The sequence below is a fragment of the Methylobacter sp. BlB1 genome (genome assembly GCF_015476545.1).
Taxonomy (GTDB): domain Bacteria; phylum Pseudomonadota; class Gammaproteobacteria; order Methylococcales; family Methylomonadaceae; genus Methylobacter.
Genome location: NZ_JADMKV010000024.1, coordinates 1 through 20,323 on the forward strand (window position 1 = coordinate 1; position 20,323 = coordinate 20,323).

26 protein-coding genes are annotated in these 20,323 nt (G+C 54.3%); 13 read left to right on the forward strand and 13 right to left on the reverse strand.

The annotated features are described in order from the left end of the window. Window positions 1-348: 348 nt before the first annotated feature. The gene (locus IT781_RS10905) at window positions 349-639 is read left to right on the forward strand and encodes a hypothetical protein (protein ID WP_228779076.1); all 291 of its coding nucleotides are present in this window, start codon (window positions 349-351) and stop codon (window positions 637-639) included. A gap of 337 nt (window positions 640-976) precedes the next feature. Here IT781_RS10905 and IT781_RS10910 read toward each other — a convergent pair whose 3' ends face one another. The 5 genes from IT781_RS10910 to IT781_RS10930 form a co-directional block, all read right to left on the reverse strand. Beyond that, window positions 977-1,318 carry a hypothetical protein gene (locus IT781_RS10910; RefSeq protein WP_194970188.1) on the reverse strand — a complete coding sequence of 114 codons (342 nt, stop codon included), beginning with the start codon at window positions 1,316-1,318 and terminating at the stop codon, window positions 977-979. A 190-nt stretch (window positions 1,319-1,508) separates the two neighbouring features. Then, a complete protein-coding gene (locus tag IT781_RS10915) occupies window positions 1,509-2,522 on the reverse strand; it encodes a ParB/RepB/Spo0J family partition protein (protein ID WP_194970189.1) in 1,014 nt (337 codons plus the stop codon). Between the two features lie 54 nt (window positions 2,523-2,576). Further along, a complete protein-coding gene (locus tag IT781_RS10920) occupies window positions 2,577-3,413 on the reverse strand; it encodes a ParA family protein (protein WP_194970190.1) in 837 nt (278 codons plus the stop codon). A gap of 270 nt (window positions 3,414-3,683) precedes the next feature. After that, window positions 3,684-5,363, reverse strand: coding sequence for a tyrosine-type recombinase/integrase (locus tag IT781_RS10925; RefSeq protein ID WP_194970191.1), 1,680 nt, complete (start codon window positions 5,361-5,363; stop codon window positions 3,684-3,686). Further along, complete coding sequence (locus IT781_RS10930; RefSeq protein ID WP_194970192.1) at window positions 5,360-6,277, reverse strand: DNA-binding protein; 918 nt, start codon at window positions 6,275-6,277, stop codon at window positions 5,360-5,362. Before IT781_RS10930 ends, IT781_RS10925 begins: the two co-directional genes overlap by 4 nt. Before the next feature lie 177 nt (window positions 6,278-6,454). On the opposite strand from IT781_RS10930, the gene IT781_RS10935 reads away from it, so the two are divergent. From IT781_RS10935 to IT781_RS10945, 3 genes are read left to right on the forward strand one after another with little or no spacing between them, the layout of a single operon-like run. Next, on the forward strand, window positions 6,455-6,865 hold the full coding sequence (locus tag IT781_RS10935; RefSeq protein ID WP_194970193.1) for a hypothetical protein: 411 nt from the start codon (window positions 6,455-6,457) through the stop codon (window positions 6,863-6,865). A gap of 29 nt (window positions 6,866-6,894) precedes the next feature. After that, complete coding sequence (locus IT781_RS10940; protein ID WP_194970194.1) at window positions 6,895-7,314, forward strand: hypothetical protein; 420 nt, start codon at window positions 6,895-6,897, stop codon at window positions 7,312-7,314. Window positions 7,315-7,343: 29 nt separating this feature from the next. Beyond that, the gene (locus IT781_RS10945) at window positions 7,344-7,781 is read left to right on the forward strand and encodes a 3'-5' exonuclease (RefSeq protein ID WP_370526987.1); all 438 of its coding nucleotides are present in this window, start codon (window positions 7,344-7,346) and stop codon (window positions 7,779-7,781) included. Between the two features lie 367 nt (window positions 7,782-8,148). Here the strand turns inward: IT781_RS10945 and mazF are convergent, their stop codons facing one another. The 8 genes from mazF to IT781_RS10985 form a co-directional block, all read right to left on the reverse strand. Continuing rightward, window positions 8,149-8,487 (reverse strand): endoribonuclease MazF, encoded by a 339-nt coding sequence (mazF, locus tag IT781_RS10950; protein WP_194970195.1) that lies wholly within the window; start codon window positions 8,485-8,487, stop codon window positions 8,149-8,151. Continuing rightward, a complete protein-coding gene (locus tag IT781_RS10955; RefSeq protein ID WP_194970196.1) occupies window positions 8,487-8,735 on the reverse strand; it encodes an AbrB/MazE/SpoVT family DNA-binding domain-containing protein in 249 nt (82 codons plus the stop codon). The genes mazF and IT781_RS10955 overlap by 1 nt, the downstream gene beginning before the upstream one ends. A gap of 66 nt (window positions 8,736-8,801) precedes the next feature. Further along, window positions 8,802-8,996, reverse strand: coding sequence for a hypothetical protein (locus tag IT781_RS10960; protein ID WP_194970197.1), 195 nt, complete (start codon window positions 8,994-8,996; stop codon window positions 8,802-8,804). Window positions 8,997-9,357: 361 nt separating this feature from the next. Continuing rightward, entirely contained in the window at window positions 9,358-9,513 is a 156-nt protein-coding gene (locus IT781_RS10965) for a hypothetical protein (RefSeq protein WP_194970198.1), read from the reverse strand. A gap of 25 nt (window positions 9,514-9,538) precedes the next feature. Beyond that, window positions 9,539-9,898 (reverse strand): hypothetical protein, encoded by a 360-nt coding sequence (locus tag IT781_RS10970; protein WP_194970199.1) that lies wholly within the window; start codon window positions 9,896-9,898, stop codon window positions 9,539-9,541. Further along, window positions 9,846-10,829, reverse strand: coding sequence for a PRTRC system protein D (locus IT781_RS10975; protein WP_194970200.1), 984 nt, complete (start codon window positions 10,827-10,829; stop codon window positions 9,846-9,848). Before IT781_RS10975 ends, IT781_RS10970 begins: the two co-directional genes overlap by 53 nt. A gap of 624 nt (window positions 10,830-11,453) precedes the next feature. Beyond that, window positions 11,454-11,660 carry a hypothetical protein gene (locus IT781_RS10980; RefSeq protein ID WP_194970201.1) on the reverse strand — a complete coding sequence of 69 codons (207 nt, stop codon included), beginning with the start codon at window positions 11,658-11,660 and terminating at the stop codon, window positions 11,454-11,456. Between the two features lie 81 nt (window positions 11,661-11,741). Continuing rightward, window positions 11,742-12,095, reverse strand: a complete 354-nt coding sequence (locus IT781_RS10985) for a hypothetical protein (RefSeq protein ID WP_194970202.1) — start codon at window positions 12,093-12,095, stop codon at window positions 11,742-11,744. A 158-nt stretch (window positions 12,096-12,253) separates the two neighbouring features. Between IT781_RS10985 and IT781_RS10990 the strand changes: the two genes are divergently transcribed. The 9 genes from IT781_RS10990 to IT781_RS11030 all read left to right on the forward strand — a co-directional run bounded on the left by IT781_RS10990 (window position 12,254) and on the right by IT781_RS11030 (window position 19,967). Then, window positions 12,254-12,949 carry an antA/AntB antirepressor family protein gene (locus tag IT781_RS10990; RefSeq protein WP_194970203.1) on the forward strand — a complete coding sequence of 232 codons (696 nt, stop codon included), beginning with the start codon at window positions 12,254-12,256 and terminating at the stop codon, window positions 12,947-12,949. A 71-nt stretch (window positions 12,950-13,020) separates the two neighbouring features. After that, window positions 13,021-13,971, forward strand: a complete 951-nt coding sequence (locus IT781_RS10995) for a hypothetical protein (protein WP_194970204.1) — start codon at window positions 13,021-13,023, stop codon at window positions 13,969-13,971. A gap of 32 nt (window positions 13,972-14,003) precedes the next feature. Continuing rightward, window positions 14,004-14,942 (forward strand): integrase domain-containing protein, encoded by a 939-nt coding sequence (locus IT781_RS11000; RefSeq protein WP_194970205.1) that lies wholly within the window; start codon window positions 14,004-14,006, stop codon window positions 14,940-14,942. Continuing rightward, window positions 14,926-15,465 (forward strand): RodZ family helix-turn-helix domain-containing protein, encoded by a 540-nt coding sequence (locus IT781_RS11005; RefSeq protein ID WP_194970206.1) that lies wholly within the window; start codon window positions 14,926-14,928, stop codon window positions 15,463-15,465. Before IT781_RS11000 ends, IT781_RS11005 begins: the two co-directional genes overlap by 17 nt. Then, the gene (locus tag IT781_RS11010) at window positions 15,462-15,884 is read left to right on the forward strand and encodes a hypothetical protein (RefSeq protein WP_194970207.1); all 423 of its coding nucleotides are present in this window, start codon (window positions 15,462-15,464) and stop codon (window positions 15,882-15,884) included. Before IT781_RS11005 ends, IT781_RS11010 begins: the two co-directional genes overlap by 4 nt. A 962-nt stretch (window positions 15,885-16,846) precedes the next feature. Continuing rightward, window positions 16,847-17,539 carry a hypothetical protein gene (locus tag IT781_RS11015; RefSeq protein ID WP_194970208.1) on the forward strand — a complete coding sequence of 231 codons (693 nt, stop codon included), beginning with the start codon at window positions 16,847-16,849 and terminating at the stop codon, window positions 17,537-17,539. After that, a complete protein-coding gene (locus tag IT781_RS11020) occupies window positions 17,536-18,288 on the forward strand; it encodes a hypothetical protein (protein WP_194970209.1) in 753 nt (250 codons plus the stop codon). The genes IT781_RS11015 and IT781_RS11020 overlap by 4 nt, the downstream gene beginning before the upstream one ends. After that, window positions 18,275-18,853 (forward strand): type I-E CRISPR-associated protein Cas6/Cse3/CasE, encoded by a 579-nt coding sequence (gene cas6e / locus IT781_RS11025; protein WP_194970210.1) that lies wholly within the window; start codon window positions 18,275-18,277, stop codon window positions 18,851-18,853. The genes IT781_RS11020 and cas6e overlap by 14 nt, the downstream gene beginning before the upstream one ends. Before the next feature lie 16 nt (window positions 18,854-18,869). Continuing rightward, window positions 18,870-19,967 carry a hypothetical protein gene (locus IT781_RS11030; RefSeq protein ID WP_194970211.1) on the forward strand — a complete coding sequence of 366 codons (1,098 nt, stop codon included), beginning with the start codon at window positions 18,870-18,872 and terminating at the stop codon, window positions 19,965-19,967. The last annotated feature ends 356 nt before the right edge of the window (window positions 19,968-20,323 follow it).

Here is a 20,323-nt window from a genome sequence, read left to right on the forward strand (position 1 = left end):
TCTATAAATAATCGGGCACTGGGGCTTTTTCTCCGCGTTAGCGGCTTCGTCCAACTGGTTGTTCAGCAGGACGTCTACCATCTGCGCTTGCAGCCGCCTGTTAACGGGGGGCGTTATACATGGCAGCATTCTGGAGTTTTCCTGCCATTGGCTCGGCAATGCTAACCGGCCGCTACTGGCCGAAGCTGTTTCATTCATGAAGTCTAGGTTCGCCCCTATCTGACCTTGCAACAAAAATTTGGTCGATCGATTTGTTGTATACACCTGACTATCATCAAGATTAAAAGCCGTATATCATCTGACACAGGAAGAGATACAGAAACTTTATAATCATTTGTTAGAGGTTGCATGAGAGTTAATTTTAGTACGCTGCGTGTTTCCATCATTGCCGTGCTGGCCAGTCTGAACTGCAGTTACACAACCGCGTATGCATCTTCGACGTTTAAAGGCTATGAGTGCACCAAAAATTGCTCGGGCCACGAAGCGGGATACGAATGGGCTGAGGAACAGAACATCGATGATCCAGACGACTGCGACGGTAGCTCCGCATCCTTTATTGAAGGCTGCCAAGCCTACGCCGAGGAACAAGAAGAGAATTCTAGTGAGGATGAAGACGAGGATTATGGTGATGACTACTAGTAAGTTTTCGCCGACCTCTAACACGTCATTCAGCCCGGACGCGTGCAATGCCGGCGCGCGCTGGTTAATTCTGCGTTGAACGGCAGTTTTCTGGTTTGCTACTGCCATCACGCTGAGATTCTTGATTGTCTCTTTTTGGCACAACTCGAGCGTTCAAAATTTGACCGGATTTGTATCGGAATGGGTGGCAGGTTTTCAAATCTGAAAACCTGATAGGTTATCCATGTACCCAACCCAACGCTTCAAAGGAGCTTCGCTATCGCCCCCCGCTCATGGCCGAGCCCATATGCTTGCAAGACTCAATACCAGGCTCGTGGCTAGCGATTACCTAGGAAGGTCATACCTGCTGTTTATGTAGCATTGCCAGGCTGCAACGGGCAATGTATCCAATGATAAATGCACCAAATAACTGCGCGCCATCATTTGGCATGTTGGCAGAACCGAAAATAGCCAGCAAGCCCCACCCATATACGCCACCGAACGCCCCTGCAAAAATACCATTGGAAAAAAGAAACTTTTTTCTGGCAGCGATGGGAAGCGGTTCCTGGAAGTCTCTGTCGACAAATGACGGCGACGACAGTTTTCTGCCCTTTAGTTCTTGCCATACTATTTGAATGACTCCGCCGATTGCTCCTGCGATGCCATTGATCGCGAAGACACTAATCACATCTGTGGTCACATTTCCTCCTTTTCTGACTAATAAATCCGTACATTCGAGCCCAGCTCTCACTCATGACCAAGCACTAGCTGCGCCACACCAATGTGACTTACCAGCCGCCGGCCGTAGCCTCGCAGTCAAGTGTAATAAAGTTAAAGTAATTGTTTTATTATCAATTTACAACCACTAAGGTACAGCATATTATCCCAGATCATCCTGATCCCATTTCGCTGGCTGCTTTTTTCTTGAGCAACTCGTTCAAAAACTCATGCAGTTCTTTTTCTTGCTCTTCGTCAAGCGTATTAGCCGCTATCGTTATAGTGAGTTTTTTTCCGTTATTTTTCATCTTACCCACCGCTTTGCCTTTCGCGTTGAGAAGGAAAATCGGTTCCAATGCCTGAGCAATTGAGGAGTCATTGCCTGCGCCCAATTTCTTTTTAGCTTCACGGTCTGCAATTCGCTCAATTTCAGATACTAGATGTATTTGTGACAGACCACCAGATTCTACAAGTTCAAGTGCTTTTATTGTTGCATCACGGTATTTTTCCGCTGCATCTGGTTCTTTACCAAATAATCTCTTCAGATCTTCCGCTGCCGTTCTGTTAATCAGTGAAGGCTTCTTATCCAACTTCTCTCTCAGCCATGTAGGCAGTTCCATAAATGCCAGGTACCGGTACAACTCTGTGCGCGTCTTTTTTAGATAGCGAGCCAACTGTGATTTGTTTTCAGAAAACATCTCCATCTTCTGGATGCGATGGATAGATTCTGCCACTTCATAATCGCTTAAATCTTCCCGATCTATGTTTTCTGCCAAAGCGATAAGTGCCATTTGCACATCGTCTGCAGATTTTATAATTGCATTGATATGGGACTTTTTCAAATATTGGTATGCTCTAACCCGTCTTTCACCAGCCATGATCTGAAACCTATTTTCATGTCTTCGGATCACAATCGGTTCAATGAGCCCATGATCTTCGATGGAAGCCGCCAATTCTTCGATTTTTCCTTTTTTGAAGTCTTTGCGTGGCTGCCACGGATTAGGATCAAGTGATTCTATGGCGACTTGCAGGCTTTCACCTTCGTTGCCAAGCAGTGAAAAACGAGGCTCTACAGATCTGTGCAAATCAAAGTTACCCATGGCCTTGGATTTCAGTAGATCTTTGGGGGATAATTTTTTGGGTGTCTCGTTTTGTGGAGTTTCTTCTTGCTGTGGAGTTTCGTTCATCTCAAGTATCCGTCTCTGCCTTACTATTAATAAAAATGTCTTTCAAGAATGAAGCTAGACATGACTATTTTCTTGTTTGTTTTCCAGATCCAATGTCTTGATGATGTAGTCTGCCAGATCGGCAAAGTCTTTTGCCACTTTCCCATCTTTATCTATTTTTCTTACAGGGACTTGCGCAATGGACGCATCGCCAACGACAGCACCGGCATGAATAACAACTGGCAGGACGTTACCAATTTTCTCACTGACTGTCTCTAATATAGCTTTGCATGCCCGCCTGCGGTCATCATGCCTCGAAATCAAAATGCCCAAATCGATCATATCGGGATTGATGGCGCCTTTTATTCGGTTAATATAAGCAATCAAGTCAGAAACGCCATATAAAGGATATTGGCTGCTTGTCTCGATCGGAATGAGGTAATGCGTACAGGCGGCTAATGCGTTTCCGGTAAGCAGTCTGAGCGATGGTGGGGTGTCGATAATGATTACGTCATAGACTTCACGCAGCATCTCGATACGGTTGCGCATTTCTTCATAAGGTCTTGGCGAATAGTTTCTCAGCGATTCTTCAACCGACTGGTCAAGCTCAAGAGAACCAGGGATAAGGTTTACGTTTTCGAAACCGACATTGGTTTCTGTCAAAATCGACTCAGTGATGTCTTCAATGCCTCCTCGAAATAATGCAGTTGCATTTTTATCCAGCAAGGATGGATGTTTGACACTGATGTGAGTGCTGGCATTGGCTTGAGGGTCTACATCAATAACAAGAACCGTATAACCTCTTTCACCAATTTCCGCGGCGATATTTACCACTCCGGTAGACTTGCCAACGCCCCCTTTATTATTGGAGATCACTATGACTGGTGCCAGTTTCTTAGCTTGATTATTCATCTGTTTTTTTAACCTTTCTTTTATAAATGACATATTCCGGAGGGTATTGAAATGATACCGTTTGTTTTACTGAGTAACGAAATCTATTTTATACATATAAAAAAAGATGCAAGCCTAAAACTGTATCTTTTTTTCTAACGACGTGCATCATAAGGCTGAACTGTACCATTATGGTACAGGTGAATAGCCAAACCGAACTGTACCATTATGGTACAGATGAATATCAGGAAATGCCTAGTAAAGTGGACTGATGGTTCTAGGTATTATGAATTATTTTTTGCCTAGTTCGAGCATAGCCTGATACCGCTCGTCCCGGTCGGTATGGACATAGATCGAGGTCGTGGCGATATTGCTGTGGCCTAGGTTGTCGCGGACGATCGCCAGCGGTACGCCCTGAGCCACCGCATGGCTGCCGTGGGTGTGGCGCAGCCAGTGCGTGCTGGCCTGCCGGAGCCGTTCGGCCGCCAGCGGATCGTCAGGGGCGAGCGCCTCGGCCGCTTCCTGGAAAAAGCCTTTCAGCGTCTGGTACAGGCCCGAGGCGCTGATGACCGCCTTGGCTTCGCCGCGCAGCTTGCCGATGATCGGCGTATCGGCTGTGATATAGCCGACCGACTTCAGGCCCCGGTCCTGCAGATGGCCGTTGATCGAAGCCAGCAGCGCGGGCGAGATCGGCACTTCCCGATACTTGTTGCCCTTGCCGAGCACCTCCAGCCACCATTGCTCACCGATCGGCGTGCTGACCTGTTTTAAATCGCCGACCGTGGCGTTGACCAGCTCCTGCAAACGCAGGCCCGTGGCATAGGCAAAGGTCAGCACAAATGAAGTGCGCCGGTACAGCGCGCGCTGACTGTCGGTTAATGTGGAATCGCTGACCCGGGTGACGGCAAAGGCCTGAACCTGATGCCAGAGCGCCGGCGACAGGGCCCGGTCGGCGCCCGGGTTGCGGCGGCCGAACGCCTGCGTGCTAAGCCCGATGAACGGATTGCTGTCCAGATAGCGTTGCCCGACCAGCCATTCGCACAGGGCGCTCAGGATCACTTCCGATTGGCGGATGCTAGAAGGCTTCAAGGGCCCCTTGAACGGCCGCCATTGGCCCGACCAGCGCGGGGCCGGCTTGCCGATCCAGCGCTCTGCGGGCTGGGGGGCGGCCAGAAAGCGCCGGTAGGCGGCACAGTCCGGCGTGGTCAGCGAGGACAAGGCCTGGCGCTGTTCGATGACGGCCCAGAGCAGGAAGCGCTCGGCCTCCTTCCGGTAGGCCCGGTGCGTGGGCGTGCCGTCGTTCCACAGGGACAGCCAAGCCACAATGGCTTCGTAATCATTGCCGGCCTCGATCCGGCAGCGCTCGACCGGCGCCCGGTTGCGGCCGTCCTGTCCAGCCAGGTGCGCGGGCGGCGCAAAGCGTTCCAGCGGCGCGATATCCTGGCTGCGGATCTGGCTACCGGTCGCCAGGGCATTGCGCCGGCTCAGATCCAGCTTTAGCCCCAAGTCCGGTTCGGACGCCCGGAAAAACTCATGGATGGCCTCCGCCGATTGCTGGCCTAGGCCCGGCACGGCTTGCCACCAGCCGCCGCCCTGGCGGTTGATGAAGTCGGCCAGCGCCTGCAGCGATTTAGCCTCGATCGCTGACAGGCGGGCAATCAGGTCGGCCGGCAGCCAGCGCCCGATCGCATCGTCGGGCTGAGGGATGGGGTCGGGCCGGGCATTCAACAAAGAAAAGGAGCGCAAGGCCCGCTGCGTCCAGTCCTGCGTATACGCGCGCTCCTGCTCCCAGAGCTGGGCGTCGGCCTCCAGCCCCAGCCGGCCCGCCTTGACGGCCAGCGTCTTGCGCAGCTGCTTCACGGCCCGCATGACGTCCACGCGCTCGGCGTCCTCCAGGTATAATTCGCCCAGGACGTCCCAGGGCACGCCCTGAATCCAGCCCCTGAGCAAGGCGGCTTCCTGGAGCTTCATGACGCGCGCTCCGCGGTGAGCCTGGCAGGCCGGCGGCGCTGCTTTTTCACCAGGGACGACAGCTTTTTGGCTTTCTCGCGCTCGCTGGCCAGCGCCTGTTCCGCCTGGGCCAGTTGCTCGCGCAAGGCCGCGTTTTCGGCTTCCAGTTTATTTTGCCGTTCCAGGCTGTCGCCGACCTGATGCATGATCTGGGTCAACCGGATGCGCAAGGCTTCCTGGTCGATCTGGGCCAGTTCCAGCGCCCGCTTCTGGTCGGCCAGGGCCTTCGCCTGCCGCTTTTTCAACAGATCCTTTTCTTCCTCGATGCGCCGCAGGTGCCATTCGTGGTCTTTCTCGAACTTGATTGTCCACTCCCGGGCCTGAGTTTCGTTGGCGGCCCTGGCTTCGGCCAAGGCGCCTTGCGCGCGCGACAGATCCTGCCGGGACTCGGCCAGCCACTGTTCGGTGTTTTCCAGACGGGCGGCGGTCGTACCCAGCTGGCCGGAAAGCTCCAGCACCACATCGGCCTGCGCCGTCAGCTCCTGGGCCATGCGCCCGGCTTCTTGTTGCCAGGCCAGTTCCTGGTCCGCCCGCGCCTGCTCCAGGGCCTGCAGCCGGCTTTGCCAGTCCGCTTCCTTCCGGTCGAGCGCGGCTTGGCGCTCGCCATAAGCGGCTTGGGCCTGCTGCAGGGCCAGCTGCCAGAGCGATTCAGCGGCATCGACCAGGGCTGCCGGCATCTTGGGATGTTCCAGTTTCCGGCGGTGCTTGTCCACGAAATGCAGCGTCCAGTCGTTCATGGCCCGCTTGATCACGGCCGGGCTGTTGATGTGGATGCGTTCCCGGATCGCGTCGATGGTCGGGAACCGGCCTTCCTCCAGGAAGACCTGGTCGCAGCACTCGTAAGCCAGGGAATAGGTATCAGTGTTTTTTTTCATGGCGATAAGGCGGAATATCTCAACAGTTAGTTAGAGCAGGTTATCATGGGTTTTCAAAAATGCCACACGCCTAAGGCGCAGGCAAGCCCGAACAACGCCTTGACGGGCCCGACCGGTTGCTAACGCGGCATTATTTAGCTAGTATATATATGTTTTAGTTATAACGGAATGCCAAGCATGGCTAAAGACGGTAGAACGCTCGTTTTGTATACCCTGGATCACTATCAGGCGGATATTGAAATAGCCATCGAGCTGGATTTGGGCCGGCAGAGGGCCTGGAAGGCGGCCGCCGCCAAACGCTACAAGCAGACGGTGCTTTTTCACTGGCTCGAACAATTAGAAATCGCCGAGGAGGCTGACCTGACTCCCACGCTCGCGCTGCATCTGGTTAAAGGCTGGACGGGACGCGGCATTGACCGGGCCATACTCAATAAGTGGTTTTCACACCCAGGCCGGACAGCCGCCGATAAAAGTCCGGATCACCCGAAACAGGCGGACTGGATCGAGAAATATCAGGCACAGGTGGTGGATGACATGAAAAAGGCGGTGCGTGACATGCGGGCCATCAGACAGGCGGCCTGGCGTTAAAGGGTCATAAATAAACGTGCTGGAAATAGATGACACGCAGATACCCGACTAAAAGCGAAGCCGCCGAACAAGGCTATCTAGATAAAACGGCATTACGGGCCTTGCGCCTTAAGCCCATTTTAAAGACACCGACACTGCTATATTGGCAGGGCCAGGGATTTGTAACCGCCTACTTTCGTAATGAATGCGTAGTAATGCGGCCATACCGTGCGCCAACTGAGGCACAATTAGCCGCGTTGAAAGCGGGCCGGGAATTGATCGGCACGATGCGTTGCCGCCGGTGTGGCAGACGGGAAGACTATAGACTCATGCAACGAGGCTTGTGTGACCAATGCCTTGAGCAAACTTACGAAGAGCGTTTAGCGGAAGAGAAAGCCAGGGTTAGCGCTGTTGCTGCTGACTGGTTAGCGACCGGTCCAATGTTATCGACACAGAAACGACGGGGCTGACGCATGACGATCAGATTATAGAAATTGCCATTCTTGATGAAACCGGAGCTGTGCTTTTTCATTCCTTGGTTCGCCCATCGGTTTCTGTAAGTGAAGGTGCTTTTTGTGTGCAGGGTATTACGAGCGAAGAACTTAGTAGCGCCCCGGCTTGGCCTGCGGTCTATCCGCAGGTGCGCCGGTTTATTTCTGGTCATTTTGCGATTTGTCATAATGCGGGCTTTGATAGACGCATGCTTTGGCAAACGTGTAAGGCTTACGATTTACCCTATATTGAGCCTGCTCGTTGGGGTTGTACTATGGATTTACTGACAGCAACAAACGGCGGCAGATTTCCTAATTTATGCCATGCAATGAAAATCGCCGGCGCGGTATCGCCTGATGGCGAGTATCATCGGGCTTTGTTTGATGCGGAATGTTGTCGTCGTATTGTTAGCGCATTGGCCGCATCGGCAAAGACAGCAACGTGATCCTATTTTCTCTCTCTAGCCGTTGCCAGGCATGGCGACGCACACAAAGGTTCGGCATGACATTTTGCACGTCCACCTGGCATGACCTGACGCCACCGTAGACGGCGGGTTAAATCGCCCGGTTATTAGCAAGGTAGCCTTGGCCAGACCGGGACGCCATTGACGATTTTATAACGAATACTTATATCTGTTAGTTATTATCGCCTGTCACTCAAAGCCCTGAATCGGTTCAGCGCCAGCCCGCTCTGGCAAACCGGCTGGCGCTGGGTAGGCCGGTTAATCCGCCTTGTCTTTTGCTGCCGTCTGTCGAAGAGCATTAAGTTGTTAACAAAGTAATAGAGTTGTTAACACGGCGTAATAAAGTTGTTTACTGAATGAGCGCTTCGATCTTTGCCAACACTTCGGCTAGCACATTGCCATCCACTTTAGATGCCTTTTCGGCTTGCCGCGCGGCCCAATCCAAACTACGAACCTGATCCGCCAACACCACGCCACCGACCCGGCCGCCGACCGGTAAAGCGACCTCGAAGGGATAGCCTTTAACTTGACTTGTCACAGGGCAAATCAACGCCAACCCGGCTTTCGCGTTATAAGCGTGTGGCGTAATAACCAAACCGGGGCGGCGCCCCGCTTGTTCATGCCCTGCCTGCGGATCGAACGCGATCCAAACCAAATCGCCGCGTTCGGGTATATACGTCGCAGCCATTAAGATGTGCCCTCGCGGCCCACGTCTGGACCCCACTCAATAGAATCATGACGGTTATCGGCAGTAATGCCAGCCAGCAAATCATCTAGCTTGAATACAGGCTTGGCAGCCGTGGGCACAATTCGAAAACCAGCGTCGTCAACCGTCAGCTCGACCGGCGAACCCACTTCCAGCTTTAACCGCGCAAGCATCGAAGCCGGTAATCGAACGACGGCGCTATTGCCCCATTTCTTAATTTCAGTGTGCATTTGAACGCCTCGGAATCTGTTTTCTCTTGTTATTTATGGTATTCGTGCGGAATTACTCGCAATCATTTACGAGCAATGATCCATTACTTTCAATGCAGCCGCTACGACTTCGTCCAGCCCGGCATCGTTGTCTATCACCCAGGTTGCAATCGATACATTGCCGCCGATCTCCATTTGTTCGTCAAGGTGCATTAGAGGAATGCCAGAAATTTGGTTGATTTCAATAATTGCTTCAAATTGCTCGGGAGTATAATTGTTCATATGCGGCGATTAGGGCGCCTAGAATAATTTGCACTACATTCTTCATTGTCTTCTCCCAGTTAATGTAGTGGCTACATTGTAGCTACGTTTTTCGCGTGTTGCAACAGCGTAGCAACTAATTATGCAAATTCGGTAAGCCATTCCAATTGTTAACAACTTTATTCAAAATGCGAAGTAATGTGAGTGAATAGAATCAATGGTTTACGCTTTCATTTGGTAACTACTTTATTACTCACCAACACCGTCCAGATCAGCGGCTCGATTTTGGGCGCGACGGCCGGCATCCCCGCCGCCGCGCGCTGACCGCGGCCGGTCTGTTTTCAGCTTAAACCTGTGCGGTTGGCCATCCGGCTCCCGGTCATTAGAAGTTGGCCTCCTGCAACGCCTGGCGCAAGGCCTGTTCTTTTTGCTGGCGATCGGGTGCCGGCCCAGCCACATCGCCAGCCCGGCTTTCATCGCGCGCTTCGTGGTTGTCGTTTGCGCGGGTTGTTGTTTCGCTACGGTTATGCTGTGTCATCGTCACCTCAATGGCTGATGTTGGATTATTGATTGTTCCAGGTCAGATGCCCGAGGTCGCCGAAGATGGCGTTCTCCTCGGCCATGATGGCCGCTTGATCGTCGGCAATAGCCACGGCCGTTTGTGCCTCGCGCATCATCGCTTTGGGCTCAGGCTGGGGCTCCGGGAGCGGTTGCTGCCGCGGCGCTGGCGGCGCAATCCTGAGCCCGATGCCCAGCCCGCTGGCGGCCAGCATCCGGATGTGTTCGGCCCGCCGCCGTTTGTGCACCGAATCCAGGTACTGGTACAGTTCCGGATCGGCGTCCGCGTCGATCAACACGCAAACTTCCAGGCTAGCCACGGGCTTTCTGCTCCCCGGCGATCTTGAAGCCGCGCACGTTGGCATAGATCGACTCGCTGACTTCGGCGACCGTATTCCGGCGGCAGAGCTTCTGGATGCCGCCCAGGTAATGCCGGGCGCCGCCGCCGACCACGACCACGCGGGCGATGTCGCTGAAGCTGCCCACGCTGCTGGCCAGGCTCTCGCAGGCGCTATTAATCACCGGTTCGACCTTCGGCAGCAAATGGCTGAAGTCGAATTTCTGACCGTACCAGTCCAGCTGGTTCTGGTTATTCAGGGCGATGTCCAGCCGGTTGATGTCCTCAAACGGCTCGCCCAGCTCCTGGGTCAGAACCAGCGCCAGCGTCTCCAGCAGCTTGGACATGCCGCCCGGCACGCTGCCGCTGCGCTCGTCAATGACTTTGAGGCCCCGGCAAACCAGCCAGTCGACCGTATAAAAGCCGACATCGATGACCAGGCAGTTGGACGCGCGCAGGGCATTGTACGCCTGGTTTTCCAGGCAGTAGTTCAGGAAGCCGCCCACCGGCTGGGGGATCACCCAGGTCTTTTTGACCCGCACCTCGCTGCCGTCCGGATAGGCGTGCACACCGGTCAGCCGCTCTTCCAGCCGTTGCCAGTACTGGGCATGGAAATTGACCGGCAGCCCCGTCACCAGCAGGTCGATCGCAGGCCGCTTCATCTGCGCCAGGGCGCCTCGGGCCAGCGCCAGATACACGTCCCGTTCCGGATAGTCGGCGCTCAGCACGCGGCCGGTACCGGTCTTGATCGCCAGCAGGGCGTCCCGGCCGATCAAATACTCGACGTCATTGACGCTGACCCGGGTCAGGTCTTTTCTCGCCATGGCCTCGCCGCCGATGTCGACGCCGCGGTTGATCGGGGCGACCGAGGGAAAATGGCCGCAATCGATGCGTGGCCCTTCCCGCCCCAGAGTGAATTTGACGTTGCCATAACCAATGTCCATCGCTGAAATCTGCATATGTATAAAACTCCGTTGTGCGTGTTCGGTTGTCGTTAAAAAAGGTCGCTGCGGGCCAGCGCCGGCGATAGCCGGCCTGTGTCGGTCTCAGCCGGCCTCAGCCGATCTAAAGCCGTCTCGGTGGCTGGGCTTGTTCGGCGAGCTCACCGCCTGAACCAGCCTCGCCCGGTCTGAGCCGGCCTGAGTCGGTCAGAGACAGCCTGAAGCCGTCTTGGCGCCCGGGCTTGCCCGGCGGGCTCACTGCCTGAACCCGCCTCAGCCAGTCTGAGCCGGTCTGAGCCGATGGCAGACGCGTTCAAACGCCCGCCGCCAGTGCCGCTGCGCCACTATGCCAGATCCCGGCCCAACGTGTCGGGTCGAAAGACGCCGTTTTTCGCTGACCTTTCAAAATAGTTTGAGTGGTTGAGCTTGGGATTGACATGGAGGCCTGTTGTTTGGCACAATCGCCGGCAATAGATGGGTTTGACGGCAACAGGACGCTTCACCCGATAAACCCGCGGACGATAGCGGGATATAAAAATATCGGCGACCCCGGATTGCCTCTGACGAGGTGGTAGGATGCCCTGGGGCTATTATAACTATTTGTTTTTTAAGGCCATTTTTGGCTGATTTTAGTTAACCGACTCAACGTCGGTCCCTTTCGAAAAAACCGCCTGGGGCGGTCACGGGACAGTTTTGTCCAAAATTCAGCGCCTCGCGCTCCTTCCTTTGGCCGGTTTCCGGCCCCCGCTCAGCATCCGATAGGCTGGCGCAATCCCTGGCGTCCAGCGGCTCATGGCCAATCGAACTGGGTTTAATCCCCAATACCCTCGCCATCAGGGCGGCGATCATGGGTATTTCTGACCCCGGATAACCGGCGTTATTCTGAGCCCCAGCCTCCTGGCGGCCTCAAAAAATTTTTAGGTTCTTTTTTTAAAAAACATAGACACTAAAAATATCTTTCCAGTTAGCCATTTTAATGCTTGCAGAACAATGGCTTATTTCAAGGCGTCCCGTCGTTTCCGTGGAGGAAAAGCTGGGAATCGATATATTTTCCACGTTGAATTTCCTCAAGGACCAGCTAAGCCTGTCGTCGATTTTGGACGCCAGCCCGCCTGACACCCACTGCGAGAGGAACGGCACGTAACCATACAGATCCCGCGTCGCGCAGCGGGTAGACAAAACGCGCATTGATGTTCTTATTTTTTCTGCACCCTGCCAGGAGGTTAGTCCCGGCATTTCATGCTCATCGTTGTCGCGAGAATGTGTCCGCAGAAAAAGAGGCATCCGGGGAATCTCTTTTGGGATTCCCCACGGGGCCGGTTTATGCCTGCTCGCGACGTAAAAGAATGTTTCGGACAACCCGGCCCCACCCCCAAGCGGCTATCTTGGCTGTTTGGGGATGGGGCTGTTACCCATCCTGTTGATAATATTGGAGAGAATTTATGAGCACTGATTTACCAAACCCTGCCAACCCCCTGATCCCTGTTTTCGCCACGGAAATTGGCGGCGTGCCAACGCAGGCCGTGGACGCGCGTGAGCTGCATGGCTTTTTAGATATTGGGCGGGATTTTTCTAACTGGATTAAAAAACGGATCGCGGATTACGGATTTATCGAAGGTACTGACTATTCGATTCAAACTGCCCACGAGGTTCTCGCCAAATCTGGCGAAAACCCTCAATCCGGCAGACCATCAATCGAATACGTCATAACGCTCGACATGGCCAAGGAATTGGCCATGGTCGAACGCAATGAAATGGGCCGCACCATCCGCCGCTATTTTATTGACTGTGAGCGCGCAGCGCTTCAGGCCGCCTCGGCCCCCGCCAGGATAAAAAACCTCCAGGGCCTCAACCAGATCCTGCCGCCCCATTTCCACTTGAAAAACACCAGTGCCTTCAAACTCCACGCCGACACGCGGATTCTGTTCTGGACGCTGGAAAAACGTGATCGGCTGCTGCATCCGGCCATTGATCGCGAAGCGCTGTTCCAGGTCACGCTGGATATTCAACACGCGATCCAGACGGAATTTGTTCAGGCCACCCTGTCCCGATTTCCTGACACCTGCTCGGTGAACGATCCGGACCTGATCAATTTCGTCAGGACCTGGCGCCCCTCTTTTGCGGCCGAGGTGCACTAACCAAAGCCCGTTTCGGCATCGGTTCGGGCGGGTCTTGCCAAGGGCTGGCTCGAACCTCTCAGGAATTGACCATGGATAAAACATTACAACGGCACAGAACCCGGCGCCATACCTTATATAGAGAGGGCGCTTCACAAATCACGCTGGCCTACAGCGAGGACTTGAAAAAACAACGCCATTTACTCGGCCAATGGCTGAAATTCTGCATCTGGTCAATCAGCCAAGACGGCGGCCAGCTGGACACGCTGGGATCGGTGACGCGCGAACACATCATCCGTTACGGACGCTATCTCAAGACCGAATTCCTCAACGGAAACTACGCCAGCACCGCGGCGCCCTTGGGTTACCTGTCGGCCCTCAATACCGTCATGAAGGCGATACGCGGCGATGCCTGGCAAACCGTCAGCCCCCGTCAGGATTGCGGCCTGGCCGCGGTATCCTGCATTCCCAAGCGGAAACCGGCGCTGGGCCAGGACGGCCTGCCCGACCTCACGGAATTGGCCGGCTATCTGCTGGCACTGCAGGCCGCGCTGGGCGTGGACCTCCGGGAAGCCCTGAGCCTGGACCTGAAACAGGCATTGACCGAAGGGCGGCGCACCGGCTTTGTGACCGTGGCCAGCTGGCGCAGCGGCATGCGCAGGCAAGTCCCGTGCCGGCCCGTGGCCGTGCAGGCACTCGGCCAGGCGATCGCGGCCCGCCGCTTACAAAAACGCCTGCCCAAGCCCATGGCCTATGACGATTTCGTCATCGCGCACAAGAAACTGGCGGCCCGAAAAGGCTATTCCACCCATACGGCCCGGGGCGTCTATGTGCGGGAACGCTATCAGGAACTCACCTGCCTGCCGGCGCCGATGGTTTCAGGGCTCGATCAGGCCGCGCACCTGCAGGCGCTGGCTGATCACGCCGGCAAGACCCTTTCCGAAGCCAAAGGCTTGGATAAACACACCCGGCATCGCATTGCCAAAGAGATCGGCGTGCTGGGCATCGAGCCGCTGAAAGCTTACCTGGACCAACGGGTATAGACCCACACCACGCTTTATAAAGAGGAGATCCTATGAGCAGAAATTTTGGCATCGGCAGCCGTGATCTGTTTTCGGCTGGCAAGATGATTCTGAAACGACGCTCGCCGAACGGCTTCAAGACCCAGTCTGACTACGGCGATCGCTGGCGGCTGTTTTGCGCCTACGCCGAGGAACACGGCGTCAACAAGATGGAAAAGGTCAGCCGCGAGTTTGTGATCGGCTACGGCCAGCATCTGCAGCGGCAGCTGGAAGCCGGCGTGTACCGCAGCGCCTCGGCGCCGAAGAACTACCTGTCTGCGGTGAACTGTGTCATGCGGCTGGCCACCGGAGGGCAATGGCAGACAGTCAAGCCCGGTGCGGACTGCGGCATTGACAAGCGCCAGTACATTCCGAAGGCGACAAAATCCGTTTCGGAACCTCAGCACGAAGCTATCAAGCCGGACCTCGACGAGCGGCTGGCACAACTCCTGGATCTGCAGCGCACCTTTGGCCTGCGCTTCAAGGAAAGCTGTCTGCTGGATGCGCAAGCGGCGTTAAAGCAGGCCGAACAAGCCGGCGTCATCGCCATCAAGGCCGGCACCAAAGGCGGCAGACCCCGACGCGTGCCCTGCGATGAAAACGGGCAACGCGTGCTGGCGGCCGCTGCCAACCTGCAAAACGGGCGCTCGATGATCCCCAAGGAGCTGACCTATGTGAAATTCCGTGCGGAATGTTACGCTCAGGCGGCGGCCGTTGACTTCTGTTTCCATGCCGAACGCCATGCCTACGCCCAGAACCGCTACCGGGAACTGGTCAAGGCGCCGTGCCCGCTGGAAGCCGGCTGGGAACACCAGGGGAGGATCGCCAAGCTGGCCACCTATCTGGCCATTCCGGAAGCCGAAGCCAAGGAACTCGACCGTCAGGCCCGGCTGCAAATTTCAACGGAACTGGGTCATTCCCGGGTGGAGATCTCCCATGCGTACCTGGGCTGAGGAACTCAAAGCCTATACCCACGACTATGTGCGTCGCGGCGGCAAGCAGAACCGCAGGAAGCAGGTATCGCTGATCGTGGACTTTCTCGAATACACGGATGCGCAGGAGCGAGTCACTTCCTTACACCGGATCGGCGCCCGGCATGCCATCAACTTCTGGAAATCGCACCGGGAACTGTCCGAGAAAACGGCCTACGATTATTGGCTGGGCCTGTGCAAGTTGTGGGAATGGACCGGCAAGCCCGGCAAGCCGCCCAAACCCCATAAGCGGAGCGAGCTTACTGAAGATCCGGCAGCAACCGCTGTTAATCAGACGATATTCCCGGACATCGCGCAGGCGATCCGGGCCGCGCGCGAGGCCAGGGAACTGACGATCCCGCAGCTTGCCAATTTATCCGGCTGTGAGTTAATAATCATCGAAGCCATCGAGGCGGGGACGTATGATGGCGCCAGGGTTTCGGATATCCAGCATCTGTTTCAGATTTTGGCTGTTGAACTCACTATTGAAAGGAGTCTGTTTTGAAAACTATCTTAGATCTGCTCAAGTTATTGCTCATGCCCTTAGAGTTGTACCTCAAAGTGTTGTCCTGGCGTATCACCTGGGACGAGATTCCAAGAACCTATGCATCATGGGCTATGCTTTTCGGCTACGGAATCATGGTCGGCATCATGTGCTACCCTATTACCTCGGCCTTGTATATGACCTTAAGTGTGGCGGTCTGCCTCTTCCTTTTTCGCAAACCGGGCATCCTGATGATCCTTGCCGTCGGGTCGGCTGATTTTCTGGTGGCATTTTGCACGCTGGCCTTGTCGAGATTCGGTTTTGTCTATGTCGATTACTGGCTGCTGTTCACGCTGATTGAATTTTTGTGTTTCTTGCGGCTTTATTATCTTTATCTAAAGTTCAGGCATACCTGTCCCAAAGGCGATATTTTTGCCTGATTGGCGTTTGTATTTTTTTCGAGTTGTGCTTAAATGCATTGGTGAGTTTGTCGTTATTCAGGTTTGGATTAATCTTTAACGACTTACGAATAGAGTATTTCCCACGCTTACGTGGGTTGTAGTCAAACGCGATATCAAACGAAGATTCAGATTACGTATTTCCCACGCTTACGTGGGTTAATGGATGGACGACCATATTACCGCGGTCATGCAATCGTATTTCCCACGATACGCGTGGGTTCATGGCAGATGGTGCAACCGCTCGGCGTCTTCCACGAGTATTTCCCACGCTTAACGTGGGTTAATGGCTACATCTACAAATATGTCAATGCGCACTGTTTGTATTTCCCACGATACGCGTGGGTTAATGGGTTCTTGGCCAATAAAAGAGGTAACATCCCAAGTATTTCCCACGCTTTGAGGGTTAATGATGCCGTCGGTTTCTCTTGTCCAGGCTGCCGAAGTCTTTCCCACGCTCGCGTGGGTTAATGGGGTACGCCAGTATATCGGGTGCTGAGTCTTTCTCACGCTTCATGAGTTGATGTGTGCCCACTTAAAGTTAGACTGAAGTATTTCCCGCGTTCGCGCGGGCTTGCTTATTTTTCTCCAGTCTCTCTTAATCAATGTATTTCTAAGTTATACCGGGCCTCGTCTTTCCTGGCCGGGCCCCATTCAGTCTCAATTCACTGCGTCCTGACAAGATCCACAGAAAGGAAATATCAGCATTCTTTTCAGATTCACAGCGCTTGGCTTCAGTTTTCCCGTTTTCCGTTAACACAGATCAAAAAACCAGGGCAAATTCAAAAGAGGCCGTTTTTGAGCGTTTTTCGACCCGACACAAACTTTTTTCTTGCGGCATAATGGCGCTCGATTTTTTTTAAAAAAGCAGTACTTTCGCTGCTTGCATATTCGGCTATCCGTGCGAACTTAATACTTGTGTTGTGTTATCAATAAGAAAAAATATGCCAAAAACAATTCCTTTTTTAATTGAGGCGGTGTTGGACAGCCCGGTGATCCTTTCGCCGGATGCTTATTTGACGCTCGACTCCCTGTTGTCGGCTTCCTGTCAATTGCGCGGCGAGGATGACGCCCATCTGCCGCTCAGACGAACCGCTGACGTTTACCACGCTTCCGCCGGGATTCTGGTCGGAAACCCCATCACCTCCGAAGCGCCTTTTGTGGCGCGTCTGACGGTTCGCGATTGCAGCAACCCGCGCATCAAGCCAAATAAAAAGAGCGGCCTGATCGTATCGACGGTTTCGTTTCCCGACAAAGCCAGGCTCGATCGTTATCAGGCGTTTCATGCCGCCAAGGTGATCTGGCTCGGCTGCGGCGATCCGGATGAGACGCTCAGGATTCTGTCCAGACTCCCGGGCCTTGGCAAGCGATATAATGCCGGCTACGGTCAGGTCAGCGCTTATTCCGTAACGCCCATCCAGCGGGATTTCTCCCTGCAATTGCCGGATGACAGTTTGGCTCGTCCCGTGCCGACCCGAATATGCCAACAGCTGGGAATTGATCTTTCCCACGCTCACCTGGACAGGGCGACTTACAAGCCCAACTATTTCGATTTCACGCAGGCCGATCTTTGTGCACTGCCAACCACACTTCTTATCAATCAGGACGATGTGGATTTTCTGAAGGAGGCTGCATGAATTCAAAAGGCCAAGCGGCTTTAGCGCTCTATCACCAGTGGTTCGGCGAACGTGCGTTCGCTTTGTGCGGCCTGTCGGGCAATTCTCCCAAGCAAGGCGTTACTCAATGCTCGGGGTGCGGCGCCCAAGGCCCCCGGCACAGCGGTGCTACTCACGCCTTCTGTGACGTATGCGTGACCGTTGCCGGCAGTTACCAGGGCATAGGCACGCCGGGCCGTATGGGTGGCGGCTGGGCCGCGCTCATTACCCCGGCCTTTGCCGAGCTGACCACGACTTCCGAAAAGAACCTGCAGGCGTTCAAAACGTTGCCTCAGGCAAATCTCGCCCATGCCACGCCGAATGAACTGATCATGAAAGCGCTTTTGAACCCACCGGAACCGCCTTTCATGCTGATCCGCTTCGGCAACGCCAACGCGGACATCTGCAGCCAGCTCAGGGCGAGCTATTCGAAAGATCTGATCTACCTTTCCGGCGACACCATCGATCGCATTGATGCCAGGAAAGTGCGCGATGGCGTCGCTGCCGTTACCCGGGCTGAAATCCCGCAGAAGTTGCTTCAGCAATCCGTGGCGAGCTATAGCGCTATCGCCAGAGGCTTGTTGCCGGAAGCTGGCCTTCAAAAGGCCAGGCAGACGATCTGCGATGCCGAGGTTAAGTTGCCGGGCATCACTGAAATTATCCGATCCATGCCCTTGATCGGTTCAACAGAATACAAATGGATAATGGCGTGTTCCTATGCAAGCAAATAATGCTCTTTCCGAAATCAGATTTTTGGCCGCTTCCGTAAGGGACGTCTATGCCGCCCATAAGGCGACCTGGCAAGTCATGGGGCAATCGCCTGACCAAACCCGGCACTTCCACCACGATTGCAATTTTCTGCCGTCCCGAGAGGGGGCGCTCATTACGATCAGGGCACGGCCGGACCATCTTCCGCCGGAATCGACCCCGGTCAAAACGGCTTATGAGGCCGGCATAACGCTTAATTTCGCTCTATCAGCGTGTGCTTCCACACGCCAAACCGGGGCTAATCGTGAAGTGCCCTGCTTGTCGCGTGATCAGCTGGTCGACTGGCTTGATCGCCACGCGTTAAGACACGGCTTCCAAATCGATCATCCGTTACTGGTAGCCGACACCCAAGCCTTGCCGGTCGTAAAGCCGGGCCATCCCGTATTTTTCTTAAACAAGGCTTTTTACTCGGGAAATCTGACGGTCATCGATAGTGCGCTGTTTTCGAAAGCGCTCACAGAGGGTATTGGCCGGCACAAAGGCCTGGGTTTCGGCATGCTAAAAATCATCAACACTCATAATCAATAACAAGAAGGGAAATAAAATGGAATCATTCAACATTGTCATGACGGGAACGGTAACGCCTCATGAGGCGAGTCCATTGGCCACTGCACCGATTAAGCCTGATCGCGAAGTTGCAACGAGCGAGAAATACCAGCAAGGCGACGACAAAACGGCCAGATTGCCGCGCATGGCCAAATATTTTCAGGATACCGCCGGTCTTGCCTATATGCCCTATTTTCCCGCTGCCGGCATCCGTGGCGCATTACGGCGCGCGGCCCGCGACAGTATTTTTACATTCATGAAAGACGAGAAATGGGGGCTGGAATTGCACCGGCTGTTGACGATCGGTGGCGTCAGCACGGCCGGTCCGGAAGGCAGCATCAACATCAGCGCGATTCAGGCTTTTCGGGATCGGAATCCGTTAATTTCATTGTTCGGCGCCACATCGGGACCGAACCATCCCTGGATAGAAGGCCGCTTGTCAGTGGGTCATGCCATCCCTTCCCATGCCTTCGTGCCACCGATTGTCACGGGCATCAGAACCGATCCGGTTCGCCGCAAGCCATCGGAAATCACCATGCTGGACGAAACTTCCGCGGCGGCGCTGGATGATATCTGCAATGCCGGCCGCACGGTATCCAGGCTGAAGAAACAGATTGAGGAATGCAATGCTGACATCAAAAAAGCGAGAAAGCATGGCGACGAAGCGGCGCTCAAGGAAAAAACTGAACTGGTAGAGCAATTGACCGGCCAGATGAATCGAGCGTCTGACCTTGCCGGCACGTCTGTCAGTATTCAAATGCCGTTATCCGGCTACGAGATCATCCCACCACTGATGCCGTTGAATCAGCGCATCGTTGGGCAAGACCTTACCCTGACTGAACTCGGGCTGCTGGTTGTGGCATTGAGAAGGTTTGCGCAAAAGCCCCTGCTCGGCGCTCATCAGGCGCATGGCTGCGGTGTTGTTCGCTGCGAATGGGAAACCTCAGTGAATGGGATCAAAGGCACGGTTACCCTGGAGCCATTTGTGGACCTATTTATTCAAGGGGATCAGTTGCGGGCGCTGTTGACCGAGGCCGAGGATCAATTCAAATCGTCGATGGAAAACTGCACGGAGCAGGCGCTATTGCCCGCGTAACGCATCGTTCGAATTGGTGGCAATTTATACCGGAGATAATATATTTAAAAACATTGACTTACAGCTAGAGTATTTCCCCTATGTGTAGGGGTTGTAGGCAGGTACGACTGCACAACCATGACATATTGCAGTATTTCCCCTATGTGTAGGGGTTGTAGAAACAACACCTTGAATTAGATGAGCAATGACGAGGTATTTCCCCTATGCGTAGGGGCCTGTTAAACAACGACTTACGAGTCGTCAATTGTATCTCTCCTTCTTATAGGAGTTTTAGAGTGGCCGGGAATCTGCTGAAGTCGAAGGTCTTGGTATTTTTCCCCTATAAATATTAGGGGTTGCAGGACTTTGGCATATTC